We start from the raw sequence: 14,170 nt of genomic DNA, 5'->3' as shown, positions 1-14,170 counted from the left end.
CCGCTGCCCTCGTCCCCCGCCGTTCCGGTTGATCACGGCTCACCCTATCCGTGACGCTGGATGCACGACACAGTCAAGGGAAGGTCCGGAAGTGATCAGCATCCCGACCCACACGCTCAACGACGGTACGACTCTCCCCGCCCTCGGTCTCGGCACCTGGCCGATGGACGACGCACAGGCCGAGGAGGCGGTTCGCGGCGCCCTGGACGTGGGGTACCGCCTGGTGGACACGGCGACGAACTACCGCAACGAGACCGGCGTCGGCCGTGGCGTAGCGGGCAGCGGCGTGCCCCGCGAGGAGATCGTCGTGACGACCAAGCTCCCCGGCCGGCATCACGGCTACGAGGAGACCCTCGCCTCCTTCGAGGAGTCACGTGCCCGCCTCGGCCTGGACTACGTGGACCTCTACCTCATCCACTGGCCGCTCCCCCGTGTCGACAAGTACGTCGACTCCTGGAAGGCCATGATCAAGCTGCGCGAGGACGGCATCGTCCGGTCGATTGGGGTCTCCAACTTCACGCCCGCACACATCGACCGGCTGGAGAAGGAGACCGGGGTCCTGCCCTCCGTCAACCAGATCGAGCTGCATCCGATGTTCCCGCAGGACGAGCTGCGCGCCTTCCACTCCGGGAAGGGCATCGTCACCGAGAGCTGGAGCCCGCTGGGCCGCGGCTCCAGCCTCCTGGAGGACCCGGTCGTGCAGGGCATCGCCGACGGCCTCGGGGTGACTCCCGGGCAGGTCGTCCTGCGCTGGCACACCCAGCTGGGCGCCCTGCCCATCCCGAAGTCGGCGAGCCCCGAGCGGCAGCGCGAGAACCTCGACATCTTCGGGTTCACCCTGGACGACACCCGAATGGCCGCCCTCACCGACCGCGCCCAGCGGCGCCTCGGCGGCGACCCCGAGGTGCACGAGGAGTTCTGAGCGGGCGTGGCCGACCGTGTCCCCGGCGGGCGTCGGGGACACTGCGCGGGGTACTCGGGGCGCGGCGCTCGGGAAGGAGGCGACCGTGGGTGAGAAGGACCGGCTGCGCGACTATCGCGGCAAGCGTGACTTCGGGCGGACCCGTGAACCCGAGGGCCGCTCGACGGCCTCCGGTACTCAGCCGCGTTTCGTGGTGCAGATCCATGACGCGAGCACCCTGCACTTCGACTTCCGGCTGCAGGTGGACGACGTACTGAAGTCCTGGTCGGTCCCCAAGGGGCCCTCCGACGACCCCCATGACAAGCGGCTCGCCATGCCCACCGAGGATCATCCGCTGGAGTACGAGGACTTCGAGGGCGTGATCGCGAAGGGCGAGTACGGCGGCGGCACGGTGATCGTCTGGGACAACGGGACGTATGAGCCGCTCAGCCATGACCGCAAGGGGCGGCCGGTCGACTTCGGCGAGTCGCTCGAGCGCGGCCATGCCACCTTCCGGCTGAGCGGCTCGAAGCTGCACGGCGAGTACGCCCTCACCCGGTTCCGCAGCGGGGAGGACGGTGACCGTGAGGCGTGGCTGCTGGTGAAGGCCGGTAAGGGACGGACGCGCGGGCACGGCAAGCCCGACCCGCACCGGGCGCGTTCGGTGCGGACCGGCCGTACGCTCGGCCAGGTCGCCGCCGAGGGCGACGCGGGGTGAGCGGTGGCGACCGGTCTCCTGGACTCGCTCCCCGCCGAGCAGCGTCGGCTGCTGAGCGTGGCGCTCCGGGGAGCTGACCTGGCCGCGGTTGCCACGCTCAGCGATCGGCGGGACTTCTCCGGCGAGGAGTGGCTCTTCGAACGGAAACTGGACGGGGTCCGGGTGCTGGCGGTGCGTGCGGGCGACCGGATCTCGCTGCCCTCCCGCACCGGCCGCCGGCTCGACGACACGTATCCGGAGGTCGTGGACGCGCTGGGCGGGCAGGGCTGTTCGGACTTCTCGGTCGACGGGGAGATGGTCGCGTTCTCCCGGGGCCGGACCGACTTCGCCCGACTCCAGCAGCCCATGGGCCTGACCCGGCGGCAGGACATCGAGGCGAGCGGTGTCGCCGTGACGATCACACCGGTTCGGGGGATCACACCGGTGGCAGCGGCTGTTCTGCCCAGATCGTCTTGCCGCTGCCTGTCTGCCGGCTGCCCCAGCGCTGGGTGAGCTGGGCGACGAGGAGCAGTCCGCGTCCGCCCTCGTCGTAGGCGTGGGCCCGGCGCAGGTGCGGGGAGGTGGAACTGCCGTCGGAGACTTCGCAGATGAGGGTGCGGTCGCGGATCAGGCGCAGTTGGATGGGCGGTGCGCCGTACCGGATCGCGTTGGTGACGAGTTCGCTGACGACGAGTTCGGTGACGAAGGCCGCCTCGTCGAGGCCCCACGCGGTCAGCTGGTCGGTCGCGGCCTGCCGGGTTCTCGCCACGTATTCGGGGTCCGGCAGGACGTCCCAGGTGGCGATGCGGTCCGCGCCCAGGGCCCGGGTGCGGGCCAGCAGCAGGGCCACGTCGTCGCTGGGGTCCTCCGGGAGGACGGCCTTGAGGACCGTGTCGCACAGGGCGTCCAGGCTCTCGGCGGGCGCGGTCAGCGCGCGGCACAGTTCGACGGTGGCGTGGTCGATGTCGCGGTCGCGGTCCTCGATGAGACCGTCCGTGTACAGGGCGACCAGGGACCCCTCGGGCAGTTCCACCTCCACGGCCTCGAAAGGCAGCCCGCCGACGCCGAGCGGGGGTCCCGCGCTCATCTCCACGATCCGGGTGGTGCCGTCGGGCAGCACGAGGGCCGGTGGCGGATGGCCCGCGGCGGCGAGGCCGAGGCAGCGGCTCACGGGGTCGTAGACGGCGTAGAGGCAGGTCGCGCCCAGTTCGGCGACCTCGTCGCTGTCGTCGCCCGCGAGGTGGGTGACCAGGTCGTCGAGGTGGGTGAGGAGTTCGTCGGGCGGCAGGTCCACGTCGGCGAGGGTGCGTACGGCCGTGCACAGGCGGCCCATGGTGGCCGACGACGGAATGCCGTGTCCGACGACGTCACCGACGACGAGGGCGACGCGGCCACCGGACAGCGGGATCACGTCGAACCAGTCGCCGCCGATGCCGGCCTGCGATCCGGACGGCCGATAGCGGTGCGCCACCTCGACGGCCGCCTGTCCGGGCAGTCCCCGGGGCAGCAGGTTGTGCTGCAGGGCGAGTGCCGTGGTGCGCTCCCGGGCGAAGCGGCGGGCGTTGTCGATGCAGACGGCCGCGCGGCTGGCGAGTTCCTCGGCGAACACGGCGTCGTCCGCTCCGTAGTCGTCCGACTGCCGGATGCGCACGGCGACCGCGACGCCGAGTGTGGTGCCACGGGCCCGCAGCGGCACGGCCATCATCGAGTGGGCGCCCACGCGGTGGCGCCGGCCGGACGGAGCGCGGGCGTTGCGTTCCTCGATCCACCGCATGAACGCCGGCTCGCCCGCCTGACTCTGGGTCACGCCGCCGTCGAGGATGGCCCGCGCCGGTGGCGAGAAGGGCGGGTAGTGGTCCACCCCTCCCAGGTGCACGGCCGCTTCCGGGGTGCCCTCGGTGCCGGAGCCGTGGGCGACGCGGCGCAGGGCGACGTCGGTGCCGGCCAGGGCCGGGGGCTCCTCCGATCCCATGACCCAGTCGAACAGGTCGACGCTGGCGAAGTCGGCGAACCGGGGCACCATGATCCCGATCAGTTCCTCGGCGGTGCGCACCACGTCCAGGGTCGTGCCGATGGCCGCCGCCGCCTCGTTCAGCAGGGCCAGCCGCTCCCGCGCCCAGTACTGGTCGGAGCTGTCGAACGCCGCCAGGGCCGTGGCCACGACGTCGCCGGAGGTGTCCCGTACGGGCCACATCTGGATGCTCCAGGCGTGCTCCCGGTTCAGGGCCGGGGCTCCCGTGAAGCTCTCGTAGCGGACGGGCCGGCCCGTCTCGGCGACCTGCCGAAGATGCCAGTGGAAGCCGCGGCTGTGCTCCGCCTCCTCCACGGTCTCCGGGAAGGGCCGGCCGATCAGGACCTCTTCGGGCACGCCCATCACCTGGCAGGCGACATCGTTGAGCCGCAGGTAGCGCTGCCGGGTGTCGAAGACGGACATCGACATCGAGGCCTGCTGGAAGGCCCGCTCGGTGAGGGTGGGCTCGGGCGCTTCGGCGGGTTCACCGACGACCATGTAGCCGTCGGGGGCGCCGTCCTCGCCCAGCATGCTGTGCGCCCGCAGCGCCAGGAGTACGTGCGAGCCGTCCCGGTGGCGCAGCACGACGGTGCCGGCCAGAGCCGCGACGGCCGCGGGCGGCGGTTCCTCGGCGAGCAGTTCGCGCGCGGGCCGTCCTACGACCTCCTCAGCCGTGCGCCCGGTCAGCCGCAGGGCACCTTCGCTCCACCCCTTGACCACACCCTGGGCATCGAGGATCACCGCAGCGGAGACGCGCTCCATGTGGTCCAGCATGAGTCCTCGGCCGTACCGCATCAACCGCGACGCCCAGCCGTTACCGCCCGTCACGCCCTGGGGCACGCTGCCGCCGCGCCCCGGGCGGCCGTCGGGTCACTTGCGCAGCGCGGCGAGGGCCCGGTCGGCGTGGGTGTTCATCCGCAGTTCGCTGCGGACGACCTCCAGGACGGTGTGGTCCTGGGCGATGACGAAGGTGACCCGTTTGGTCGGGGCCAGGGAAAAGCCGCGGGTCACACCGAACCGGTCCCGGATCTTCCCGTCGGCGTCGGACAGCAGGGTCATGCCGAGCGTGTGCCGGTCGGCGAACTCCTGCTGGCGTTCGACCGCGTCGCCGCTGATGCCCACGGGACGTGCGCCGGCGGCGGCGAACTCGGCGGCGAGATCACGGAAGTGACAGGCCTCCGCGGTGCAGCCGGGGGTGAGGGCGGCGGGGTAGAAGAAGAGCACCACCGGTCCCTCGGTGAGCAGTTCGGTGAGGCTGCGGGTGGTGCCGGTCTCGTCCGGCAGCGTGAAGTCCTCGACCTTGTCGCCGACCTTCAGCTGTGCGCTCATGCCCGTCCCTCCGTGTTCTTCGCGACGCCTCGGGCCCACAGCACGAGGGGGATCTGCAGCGGCAGCCGGCCGATGGCCGCAGCCTTCTGCGGGGTGGGGCGGTGCCGCCAGTCGACGGCCATCTTCACGTTCGCGGGAAACACGCCGACGAAGAAGCCGGCGGCTGCCAGTGCGGCGACCTTGCGGGTGCGCGGCAGCGCCACCCCGGCCGCGAGCGCGAGCTCGGCGACACCGCTGGCGTACGTCCAGGTCCGGGGCTTTCCCGGCAGGGCGCGCGGCACGACCGCGTCGAACTGGCGTGGGACGGCGAAGTGGGCGACCCCCGAGGTGGCCAGCAGGCCGGCGAGCAGCAGGGGTGAGCGTTCGGACCGGGGCACGGATCCTCCTTGGATGGCCTGCCGCCGGATGCTACCGGAGGGTAGGGCAAGGCCCGACACCCGCCCCTGACCGGTCATCAGCCCTGTTCCGTGCGGCGGTTGTGCGCTCCCGGCGTGTGTCCGAAGGAGCGGTGGAAGACGTCGATGAAGGCGCTGGCGGAGGACCATCCGCAGCGGTGGGCGACGGCGGTGACGGGAATGTCCTCGGCGAGCAGCCGCAGCGCGTGGTAGAGGCGCGACTGGGTGCGCCACTGCGGGAAGGTCATGCCGAATTCGGCACGGAAGAGCCGGCTGAGGGTGCGCTCGCCGGCCCCGGTCGCGGCGCCGAGCGCGGCGAGGGTGCGCGAGTCGGCCGGGTCGGCGTGGACGAGCGCGCAGACCGCGGCGAGCCGTGGATCCGCGGGTGTGGGCAGGCGCAGGGGCTGGTGGGGCGAGGCACGCAGTTGATCGCGCAGGACGGCGAGCAGGCGGTGGCGCTCGGGGCTGTCGTCGGCGGGGTCGCGGGTGTAGGCGAGGATCAGCTCGCGCAGGAGCGGGCTGACGGCGAGCACGGTGGGGGCGTCCAGGCCGAGCGAAGCGAGATGGGGGTACCCCCGGACGGAGTCCGGGGGAGGGTTGTCGTCGGCGGGCAGGCCGACCAGATACAGGTCGAGGCGGCCGTGGGCGCGATGCGCGTGCACGGTGCCGGCGGGGACCCAGATGGCGCGGTTGCCGGGGGCGAACCAGGTGCCGGCGTCGGTGGTGACGGCGAGGACGCCGGAGCCCGCGTAGACGATCTGGTGGTCGTCGTGCCGGTGCGCGTTGATGCGTTCCCCGGCGGCCAGGACCTTGGCGCGGGTCGGCGCGGTCGGCGTGTGGCGGATGTCCGACATACTTCGGCAGATTATCGGAAGCGGGCCACTGCCGGGCGCGGCGACGATCGCGGGGTGACCGAGAAACGCAACCGAGCGATCACCCTGATGTCCCTGGGCCATGCCTGTGTCGACGTGTACCAGGGTGCAGTCGCCGCCCTCGTCCCGTTCTTCGTCGCCGAGCGCGCCTACAGCTACGCCGCCGCCTCGGGCGTCGTGCTCGCCGCGTCCCTGCTGTCGTCGGTGGTGCAGCCGCTGTTCGGGGCGTTCACCGACCGGTGGGCGATGCCCTGGCTGCTGCCGCTGAGCGCGCTGCTGGGCGGCGCGGGTGTCGCGCTGAGCGGCGTCATGGGTTCCTACGCACTCACGTTGGCCGTGGTCGCCGTGTCGGGGATCGGGGTCGCCGCCTACCACCCGGAGGCGGCCCGCGCGGCCCGCGCCGCCTCGCGAGGCAGTCATACGGCGATGGGCTGGTTCTCCCTCGGCGGCAACGTCGGCTTCGCCCTCGCACCGCTGCTGGTGGCGGCGGTGATCGCCACCGGCGGACTGCGCGCCTCTCCGCTGCTGGTCGTACCGGCCGCCGCGGGTGCCGCGCTGTGCGTGGCGGCGGTGCGTACGGCAGCGGACCGAGGCGCGGCCGGGCCCAGGCCCGAAGGCGTCGGCACCGACGACTGGCCGTCGTTCCTGCGGCTGTCCGGCGCCATCGTGTGCCGCTCGATCGTGTTCGTCGGCCTGAGCGCGTTCGTCTCGCTGTACGTCCGTCAGCGCACCGGCGGCGGGGACGTGGCCGGCACGGCCGCACTGTGCGTGCTCTACGCGGGCGGCGCGGTCGGCACCGTGGCCGGGGGCCGGCTCGCCGAGCGGTACGGGCGCATCACGGTCGTACGCCACGCTTATGCGCTGTCCGCGCTCGCGGTGGCCGGGGTGGTGCTCGTTCCCGGGCCGGCGGTGTATCTGTTCGTCGCCCTGACGTCGGCCGGCCTGTACGTCCCGTTCTCGCTGCACGTCACGCTCGGCCAGGACTACCTGCCCCGCCGGGTGGGCACCGCGAGCGGAGTGACGCTGGGGCTGGCCGTCAGCGTGGGTGGCCTCGCCGCTCCCTTGATCGGCATGCTGGCCGATGCCACCTCGCTGCGGACGGCGCTGGTCCCGCTGATCGCGCTGCCCGTGCTGGGACGACTGCTGCTGCGCGGGCTGCGGGAGCCTGCCTCGCCCGGACACGCCGGGCCCGATGCCGCCCCGGCGTCCGATGCCCCCGACCACCGCCCCCGCGCCGCGTCGGCGTAAGAGGGTGGTGACGGGCCGGTCAGACGGTCCCGGCCGGCTGCTGTTCGGTGTCCTCGTCGACGGCGTGGGCGAGGAAGTCGTCGACCATGCGATGGAAGAGGGTGGCCAGCTGCCGCAGCTCGTCGGGGGTCCAGTCGGACAGGGCGAGCTGCATACCGCGGGCGCCGGCCTCGCGGACCCGGGCGATGGCCTGCCGGCCGGGCTCGGTGAGCTCGATGCGCTGGGCGCGGCGGTCCTGCGGGTCCGGAACCCTGGTGACGTAGCCGCTCTTCTCCAGCTGCTGCACCGTGCGTGTCACGTGCGAGGCCTCCACACCGAGCCGGTTGGCCAGCTCCCCGGGGCGCAGCGACTCCGAGTCGGCGACCTGGCGCAGGAGCGCCACGGCGGCCCGGTCCAGCGGCACGCCGGCCAGGGCCATGAGCCGGTCGTGCTGCCGGGCCCGCGTGCTCAGATAGGTGATGCGGGTGAGCGCGCGCTCGATCTCGATCACTTCGGGGGACGCGGGTGCCTCGGGGAGTTCGGGGAGCGGTGGTGTGGACATGGGGCCACTTTACCATCTCATTGCGTAACTCAATTAATTTACGGCTTCCCTGGCGCGCGCGACCTGCCCGCCCACCGCCTCCAGCCAGTTCGTGCCGGACGCGATCGCCTGTCGCCACTGCCTGATCGCGCGGGGCGGCATACCCACCGCGAGCGCGCCGGTCACGCGGTCGCCGGTGCGGTAGGCGGCGACGAACCGGCGTTCCGTCAGGTCACCGTCCACGATCGCCACTTCGTCGTGGCCGCGCAGAAAGCCGTACGCCTGGATCTTCATGTCGTACTGGTCGGACCAGAAGTACGGCACAGGGGCGAACGGTTTGCGTCCGTCAGGGTTGAGCAGGTGGCGGGCGGCCGCCATCCCCTGCTCGGCGGCGTTGGTACGGTGCTCGATCCGCATCGACCGGCCGAACAGCGGGTTGTACCAGCGGGCGACGTCGCCCGCGGCGTACACGTTGCGAGCGGCCGCGCAGTACTCGTCGCACACCACGCCGTCGCCGACGGTGAGCCCGCTGCCGTCGAGCCAGTCGGTGTTGGGCAGCGAGCCGACCGCGATCAACACCTCGTCGGCGTCTACCAGTTCACCGTCGGCGAGTCGAACGCCGCTCTCGGTGACCTCGGTGACGGTGACGCCGCAGCGCAGGTCCACGCCCCGTTCCAGATGCGCCCGCGTCAGCAGCTCGCCGACCTGCGTGCCGACGGCGTGGGCGAGCGGCACCGGGGCGGGTTCGAGGAGCGTCACCTCGCAGCCCAGCCGCCAGGCGACGGCGGCCGCCTCGGCCCCGAGGAACCCGGCGCCGACCACGACGAGTCGCCTGCCCGGGGTCAGCCGGTCCCGCAGCCTCACGGCGTCGTCCAGCGTGCGCAGCACATGGCCGCCCTGCCCCGGCAGGTGACGCGGGCGTACCCCGGTGGCCACGATCAGGCCGTCGTACGGCACCGTCGAACCGTCGGCCAACTGCACTGTGCCGTCGGTGAGTCGGAGGCCCGTGGCGGCCACCACGAGGCGCAGGTCGAGGTCGAGACCGGCCAGGTCGTCAGGAGTGCGCAGCGTCAGCCGCTCGGGCTCCCACTCGCCGGCCAGCAGGTGCTTGGACAGCGGGGGGCGGTCGTACGGGGCGAGCGGCTCGTCGCCCACCAGGGTGAGCGTGCCGTCGTGGCCCTCGCGGCGGAGCGTCTCGGCCGCCGCGAGTCCGGCGGCCGAGGCACCCACGACGACGACGCGCCTCACTGGTCGACCAGCCGGATGGCGGCGGCCGGGCAGATCGCGACGGCCTCGCGTACGCCGTCGAGGTGTTCGACGGCGGGCTGCTCGTCGAGCAGGATCGCGATGCCGTCGTCGTCCTGGTCGAACACGTCCATCGCGGCGAGTACACACTGTCCGGACGCGACACACCTGTCGGCTTCCAGCTCCACCTTCATGACCGGATTCCCTTCTTCGTACGGGGTTTTGTTCGTGTACGGGGTTTGTTCGTGTGCGAGGTTTTGTTCGCGTGCGGGTGAGGGGAAGCCGTCACCAGGAGACGGGCAGTGCGTGGACGCCGTAGATGAACGCGTCGGTCTTGAAGCGGACGTGCTCGACCGGGGCCGCCAGTTTCAGTGTCGGGATGCGCTTGTAGAGCGTGCCGTAGACGACCTGGAGTTCCATCCGGGCCAGCGGCTGGCCCAGGCACTGGTGGACGCCGAAGCCGAAGGCGACGTGGCGGCGGGCGTCGCGGGTGAGGTCGAGGCGGTCGGGGTCGGTGAAGACCTCGGGGTCGCGGTTGCCGATCTCGTTGACCATGATGACGCCCTCGCCCGCCTTGATCATCTGGCCGCCGATCTCGATGTCCTCGGTCACCGCTCGGCGCCGGCCGAGGTGGGTGATGTGCAGGTAGCGCAGGAGTTCCTCGACGGCCCCGGCGACGAACTTGGGGTCGTCGGTCTCGCGCAGCAGGGCCAGCTGGTCGGGGTTCTGGAGCAGCGCCAGGGTGCCGAGCGCGATCATGTTCGCGGTGGTCTCGTGACCCGCGATCAGCAGGAGCAGGGCCATCTCGGTCGCCTGCTGGTGCGTGAGTTCACCGGCGGTGATGCGGCCGGCGATGCTCGACAGCAGGTCGCCCTTCGGCTCGGCGAGCCGCTTGCCGAGGAGTCCGGCGAGATAGCCCGCGACGTCACGGCTCGCCCTGCCCCGTTCCTCGGGCGTGGCGGTCGTACGGACCATGGTCTTGGTGTGCTCCTGGAAGAAGTCGTGCTCCTCGTAGGGCACGCCCAGCAGCTCGCAGATGACCAGCGACGGGATCGGCAGCGCGAACACGTCCACCAGGTCCACCGGGGACGGGCCGGCCAGCATGTCGTCGATCAGGCCGTCCACGATGCGCTGCACGGCGGGCCGCAGCGCCTCGACCTTCTTGACCGCGAACGGCGCCGTCACCATCCGGCGCAGCCGGGCGTGTTCGGGGTCGTCCATCATGATGAAGCTGAGCTTGCCCTCGCCGGCGTCGGGGCTGGCCTTGGTGGGATAGCCGGGGCTGTCGGTGTCGGCGCTGACGCGCGCGTCGCCGAGCAGGGCCCGCTGCTCGGCGTACCGGGTCACGAGCCACGGCTCACTGCCGTCCCACAGCCGCACCTTGGTCAGCGGGCCCTGTTCCTGGAGCTGTTTGAGGGTGGGCGGCGGGTCGAAGGGGCAGCGGGACTCCCGGGGCATCGGGAACTCGGGGACGGCCTCCGGTGCTTCGGGCGCGGGGTCGGTCAGGATGTCGGCCATGGTTCTCCTCGGATGTGGGGCTCCGGGTGGGGTGGAGCGCCGGGCGAAGGGGTCGAGGCCTCGATGAGCACAGGCAAACAGAGGGGTCTGACGCGACCCGGTCAGTTTCCTGACAGCAGGCTGACGTGGCTCAGATCACAAGGACGCCGGCCTCAGGTACGGCTCTCGCCCCTGCCCAGCCAGTAGCCGAAACCCCGGCGCGTGTGGATCAGCGACGGGGCATCCCGGTCCACCTTGCGGCGCAGCCGTGAGACGAGTTGCTCGATCGCGTTGTCGCCGCGGTGGTCTCCCCAGACGTAGCGGCCGATCTGCTCCTTGGACAGCACCCGGTGCGCGTTGGCCAGGAGATGGCGCAGCAACCGGTACTCCGCGGGCGTGAGTTCGAGTGCCCGCGTCCCGCGCCGCGCCCGGCACACCGCGTCGTCCAGCACGAGGTCCCCGTACTGCAGCGGATGACCTCTTGCCGGGGCCGGCCGGGTGCCCCGCAGCAAGACCTGGATTCTGGCGAGGACTTCGGCCACCCGGAAGGGCTTGGTGACGTAGTCCCGCTCCCCCGGACCGAGTTCGGGCACGAGCCGGTGCAGGCGGTCGCATCCGCTGAGGAGGAGGACGGGCGGGCGGTACGGAAGCCGGGGCCGGTGCTCCCGACTGAATCGCCCCATGTCCGGCACGTCGGTGTCGAAGACGACCAGATCGAATCGCCGCTTCGCAATCCACGCCAGCGCGTCGACGCCGGTGCCGCTGAGGCTGATCCGGTAGCCGGCCAACTCGAGGGTGGTCGACAGCAGTTCGGCGAGGTCGGCGTCGCCGGTCACGACCAGAATGCGCTGACCGGAACCGCGGGCCAGGGCGAGTCGGCTGTCGGGGGGTGCGTTGGTGGGAGTGGGTGGCTGCGGAGCGGGGGTGGGCGCGAGGGTGGGGGGCTCATCGGGGGCGGCTCGCCCACAGGCGGATGTCCCCGCGCCGCCGCGCGCGAGGGTGGGTGCCTCATCGCCGGCGCGCCGGGGGAAGGCAGATGCGGCCAGGGCGGGGGCGGGCGGCGCGGGCGCCTCATGGGCGGCGCCCCGCGCAACGGCCGATGCCTCCAGGCCACCCTCAGGCACGGTCGTGCACACCTCCCACCCAGCGCAGTGAGCGCGAGCGGACTCCTCCCGAACTGCACCGCACACGCAGCCCGCAACCCCATGGGCGCCACCCCGCGCGATGACCGATGCCTCCAGGGCGCCCCTCTCGAAGGCGCGCGGCTCCTGCGTGGCGCCGGCCTCGGGCTGTGCCGTCTGCCGAGAGCTCATAATCCGCCTCGCCCGGCGTCGAGTAGTCCGCCTCGCCCGGCGTCGCGCCGGAGGTCTTGGCCGAAGGTCGGTTTCACGGTCGTGCTCCTTGTCCTGCTCCGGGTGCGGTGGTGTCAGCGGGCTGGTGTGACGGGTGCAAGCCACATGCCGACGACCGCGTCGGTGAGGCCCGTGGCGGCGTCGTCCCAGCTGGAGCGTGGGGTGGGGGTGTGCTCGGCGAGAGCGCGCTCGCGGTCGGCGGCCACGTGGACGATCAGATGGCGGACCATCTCACCGCGTTCGGCGCTCACCTCGGCCGGGAGCTCGGGCAGGCACCGCTCGAGACCCTGGATGATCGTCTGGAGGGACGGGGAGGTGAGGGCCTCCTCGACCATGATCCGGTGCAGCGCCGGATCGCAGACGACCTGGGCGCAGAACCGCGCGTACCAGGTGGGGCTGCCGAGTGCGGCGAGGTGTTCGAGCACCGGGCGGACCAGGCAGTCCACCCAGCCGCGCACGTCGTCGGGGTCCGCCAGGTCGGCGAGCAGCCGGGCGCGGATCTCCTCGATGCGCGCGGCGTGCTTGCGGACGATGGCGCGGACCAGGTCGGCCTTGGTGCCGAAGTGGTACCCGACCGCGGTGTTGTTGCCCTGACCCGCGGCCTCGCTGACCTGACGGTTGGACACCGCGTAGACCCCGTGTTCGGCGAAGAGCCGCTCGGCCGCGGTCAGGAGCAGCTCCCTGGTCGCACTGACCTGTTCCTCCCGCAGCGTCCTGCCTGCCATGTTCACCACCGCACCGGGACTTCGCAGAGCACCGCGACGGCCAGTCCCTCGAGCCGCACGCGGGATCACAGACCTACAATCTAAGTCACTTGATTGAAAGAAGACGGTGACGACGAAGACGGGTGACGTCGAAGGCAGTGACGACGAAGACGGTGGACATGGTGAAGCGAGCCGCACCTGGCGTCAGAGGCATGCGGGCGACGGTGCGGCAGGCCGGACGCGCGACCGTCCATCTGACGGTGGCCGCCGCGATGGCCTTCGGCATGTACCTCTTCATCACCGTGCTGCTGATCACCGCCATCGGGACGGTCACGGTGATCGGTGCCTGGCTGCTGCCCGAGACGGTGCTGCTGGTGCGGCGGATCGCCGGGGCCAAGCGGCGTTCGACGGCCGCCTGGACGGGGCGGGAGATCCCCGAGGCGTACCAGGTCATCGACGGCCCGCTCACCGAACGGCTGCGGACGGCCGTACGCGATCCCGGCACGCTCACCGACCTGCGATGGATGGCCGCCTACTGCGTCTACGGCGCGCTGCTCGTCCTCGCCCTGCCGCTGTGGCCCGTCGGCCTGGTCGTGGACGGCGTGGGCTGCGGACTGCTGCGTCGGCGGGCCGTCGTCCTGCCGTGGATCACGCGTCTGGCGGACCTGGAGGCCGGCTGGTCGACGTCGCTGCTCCGGCCGTCGCCCAAGGCGCTGCTGGCCGCCCGGGTCGAGCAGCTGACCGCGACCCGGGCCGATGCGATCGCCGCGCACGGCGCCGAGCTGCGCCGTATCGAGCGGGACCTGCACGACGGCACGCAGGCCCGGCTGGTGGCGCTGTCCATGCGGATCGGCCTCGCCAAGCGTGCCTACGACCATGATCCGGGCGCGGCACGCAAACTCCAGGACGACGCCCAGGAGCAGGCCGAGCAGGCGCTGACCGACTTGCGGCACGTGGTGCGCGGCATCCATCCGCCGATCCTGACCGACCGCGGCCTGGTCGGTGCGGTCCGGGCGCTGGCCGCCGGCGCCGGGGTGCGGGTGACCGTGGACGTGGCGGGGCTGGAGGACGACGGCCCGAGGGCCCCGGCGGCCGTGGAGGCGGCCGCCTACTACGTGGTGGCCGAGGCCCTCACCAACGTCGCCAAGCACAGCGGCTCGCCGACGGCGACGGTGCGCATCGCCCGCATGCGGCGCGGGCTGCAGGTCGAGGTGGCCGACCAGGGCCACGGCGGGGCCGCCGAGTCGAGCGGTTCGGGACTGCTCGGGATGCGGCGGCGGGTGGCGGCGCTCGACGGGACGCTGCGCATGTCGAGCCCCGTGGGCGGGCCGACGGTCGTCGAGGTGGAGCTGCCGTGCGTGTGGTGAGCCCGCGGCCGTGCGCGGCCACGGCCCGGCTG

Annotated in this window: 15 protein-coding genes; 5 read left to right on the top strand and 10 right to left on the bottom strand. The window is 72.3% G+C overall.

What is annotated here, in order from left to right; translation table 11 throughout:
- Positions 1 to 91: 91 nt before the first annotated feature.
- The 3 genes from OHT51_RS40385 to OHT51_RS40375 all read left to right on the top strand — a co-directional run bounded on the left by OHT51_RS40385 (position 92) and on the right by OHT51_RS40375 (position 2,111).
- Positions 92 to 922: an aldo/keto reductase gene (locus tag OHT51_RS40385; protein WP_328883877.1), complete on the top strand. Its 831-nt coding sequence runs from the start codon at positions 92 to 94 to the stop codon at positions 920 to 922.
- An 85-nt stretch (positions 923 to 1,007) separates the two neighbouring features.
- Positions 1,008 to 1,619: a DNA polymerase ligase N-terminal domain-containing protein gene (locus OHT51_RS40380; RefSeq protein ID WP_328883876.1), complete on the top strand. Its 612-nt coding sequence runs from the start codon at positions 1,008 to 1,010 to the stop codon at positions 1,617 to 1,619.
- Between the two features lie 3 nt (positions 1,620 to 1,622).
- A complete protein-coding gene (locus OHT51_RS40375; RefSeq protein ID WP_328883875.1) occupies positions 1,623 to 2,111 on the top strand; it encodes an ATP-dependent DNA ligase in 489 nt (162 codons plus the stop codon).
- On the opposite strand, the gene OHT51_RS40370 is transcribed toward OHT51_RS40375, so the two are convergent.
- From OHT51_RS40370 to OHT51_RS40355, 4 genes are all read right to left on the bottom strand, one after another.
- Entirely contained in the window at positions 2,035 to 4,371 is a 2,337-nt protein-coding gene (locus OHT51_RS40370; protein ID WP_328883874.1) for an ATP-binding SpoIIE family protein phosphatase, read from the bottom strand. The two genes, OHT51_RS40375 and OHT51_RS40370, sit on opposite strands and share 77 nt — an antisense overlap.
- 108 nt (positions 4,372 to 4,479) lie before the next feature.
- A complete protein-coding gene (locus OHT51_RS40365; protein ID WP_328883873.1) occupies positions 4,480 to 4,938 on the bottom strand; it encodes a peroxiredoxin in 459 nt (152 codons plus the stop codon).
- Positions 4,935 to 5,315 carry a DoxX family protein gene (locus tag OHT51_RS40360; protein ID WP_328883872.1) on the bottom strand — a complete coding sequence of 127 codons (381 nt, stop codon included), beginning with the start codon at positions 5,313 to 5,315 and terminating at the stop codon, positions 4,935 to 4,937. Before OHT51_RS40360 ends, OHT51_RS40365 begins: the two co-directional genes overlap by 4 nt.
- Before the next feature lie 77 nt (positions 5,316 to 5,392).
- Positions 5,393 to 6,187: an AraC family transcriptional regulator gene (locus OHT51_RS40355; RefSeq protein WP_328883871.1), complete on the bottom strand. Its 795-nt coding sequence runs from the start codon at positions 6,185 to 6,187 to the stop codon at positions 5,393 to 5,395.
- A gap of 87 nt (positions 6,188 to 6,274) precedes the next feature.
- Here OHT51_RS40355 and OHT51_RS40350 point away from each other — a divergent pair, with 87 nt between their 5' ends.
- Positions 6,275 to 7,453, top strand: coding sequence for an MFS transporter (locus OHT51_RS40350; RefSeq protein WP_328884594.1), 1,179 nt, complete (start codon positions 6,275 to 6,277; stop codon positions 7,451 to 7,453).
- Between the two features lie 19 nt (positions 7,454 to 7,472).
- Here OHT51_RS40350 and OHT51_RS40345 read toward each other — a convergent pair whose 3' ends face one another.
- The 6 genes from OHT51_RS40345 to OHT51_RS40320 all read right to left on the bottom strand — a co-directional run bounded on the left by OHT51_RS40345 (position 7,473) and on the right by OHT51_RS40320 (position 12,792).
- On the bottom strand, positions 7,473 to 7,994 hold the full coding sequence (locus OHT51_RS40345; protein ID WP_328883870.1) for a MarR family winged helix-turn-helix transcriptional regulator: 522 nt from the start codon (positions 7,992 to 7,994) through the stop codon (positions 7,473 to 7,475).
- Positions 7,995 to 8,027: 33 nt separating this feature from the next.
- Entirely contained in the window at positions 8,028 to 9,221 is a 1,194-nt protein-coding gene (locus OHT51_RS40340) for an NAD(P)/FAD-dependent oxidoreductase (RefSeq protein WP_328883869.1), read from the bottom strand.
- Positions 9,218 to 9,412 (bottom strand): ferredoxin, encoded by a 195-nt coding sequence (locus OHT51_RS40335; protein WP_328883868.1) that lies wholly within the window; start codon positions 9,410 to 9,412, stop codon positions 9,218 to 9,220. The genes OHT51_RS40340 and OHT51_RS40335 overlap by 4 nt, the downstream gene beginning before the upstream one ends.
- 91 nt (positions 9,413 to 9,503) lie before the next feature.
- Positions 9,504 to 10,736: a cytochrome P450 gene (locus tag OHT51_RS40330; RefSeq protein ID WP_328883867.1), complete on the bottom strand. Its 1,233-nt coding sequence runs from the start codon at positions 10,734 to 10,736 to the stop codon at positions 9,504 to 9,506.
- 152 nt (positions 10,737 to 10,888) lie between these two features.
- Positions 10,889 to 11,560, bottom strand: a complete 672-nt coding sequence (locus OHT51_RS40325) for a response regulator transcription factor (RefSeq protein WP_443052749.1) — start codon at positions 11,558 to 11,560, stop codon at positions 10,889 to 10,891.
- 581 nt (positions 11,561 to 12,141) lie between these two features.
- Positions 12,142 to 12,792 (bottom strand): TetR/AcrR family transcriptional regulator, encoded by a 651-nt coding sequence (locus OHT51_RS40320; protein ID WP_328883866.1) that lies wholly within the window; start codon positions 12,790 to 12,792, stop codon positions 12,142 to 12,144.
- 191 nt (positions 12,793 to 12,983) lie between these two features.
- On the opposite strand from OHT51_RS40320, the gene OHT51_RS40315 reads away from it, so the two are divergent.
- Positions 12,984 to 14,138 carry a sensor histidine kinase gene (locus OHT51_RS40315; protein WP_328884592.1) on the top strand — a complete coding sequence of 385 codons (1,155 nt, stop codon included), beginning with the start codon at positions 12,984 to 12,986 and terminating at the stop codon, positions 14,136 to 14,138.
- Positions 14,139 to 14,170: the final 32 nt, after the last annotated feature.

Origin of the sequence: Streptomyces sp. NBC_00299 (assembly GCF_036173045.1) — a bacterium.
GTDB lineage: Bacteria > Actinomycetota > Actinomycetes > Streptomycetales > Streptomycetaceae > Streptomyces > Streptomyces machairae.
This window is presented reverse-complemented; position numbering and strand designations above follow the sequence as displayed.

Excerpts from the sequence above, each read along its gene's own strand:
- OHT51_RS40345 (WP_328883870.1), bottom strand. The coding sequence starts at position 7,994 with ATGTCCACACCACCGCTCCCCGAACTCCCCGAGGCACCCGCGTCCCCC.
- OHT51_RS40365 (WP_328883873.1), bottom strand. The coding sequence starts at position 4,938 with ATGAGCGCACAGCTGAAGGTCGGCGACAAGGTCGAGGACTTCACGCTG.
- OHT51_RS40355 (WP_328883871.1), bottom strand. The coding sequence starts at position 6,187 with ATGTCGGACATCCGCCACACGCCGACCGCGCCGACCCGCGCCAAGGTC.
- OHT51_RS40330 (WP_328883867.1), bottom strand. The coding sequence starts at position 10,736 with ATGGCCGACATCCTGACCGACCCCGCGCCCGAAGCACCGGAGGCCGTC.
- OHT51_RS40320 (WP_328883866.1), bottom strand. The coding sequence starts at position 12,792 with ATGGCAGGCAGGACGCTGCGGGAGGAACAGGTCAGTGCGACCAGGGAG.
- OHT51_RS40370 (WP_328883874.1), bottom strand. The coding sequence starts at position 4,371 with ATGGAGCGCGTCTCCGCTGCGGTGATCCTCGATGCCCAGGGTGTGGTC.
- OHT51_RS40315 (WP_328884592.1), top strand. The coding sequence starts at position 12,984 with ATGCGGGCGACGGTGCGGCAGGCCGGACGCGCGACCGTCCATCTGACG.
- OHT51_RS40335 (WP_328883868.1), bottom strand. The coding sequence starts at position 9,412 with ATGAAGGTGGAGCTGGAAGCCGACAGGTGTGTCGCGTCCGGACAGTGT.
- OHT51_RS40350 (WP_328884594.1), top strand. The coding sequence starts at position 6,275 with ATGTCCCTGGGCCATGCCTGTGTCGACGTGTACCAGGGTGCAGTCGCC.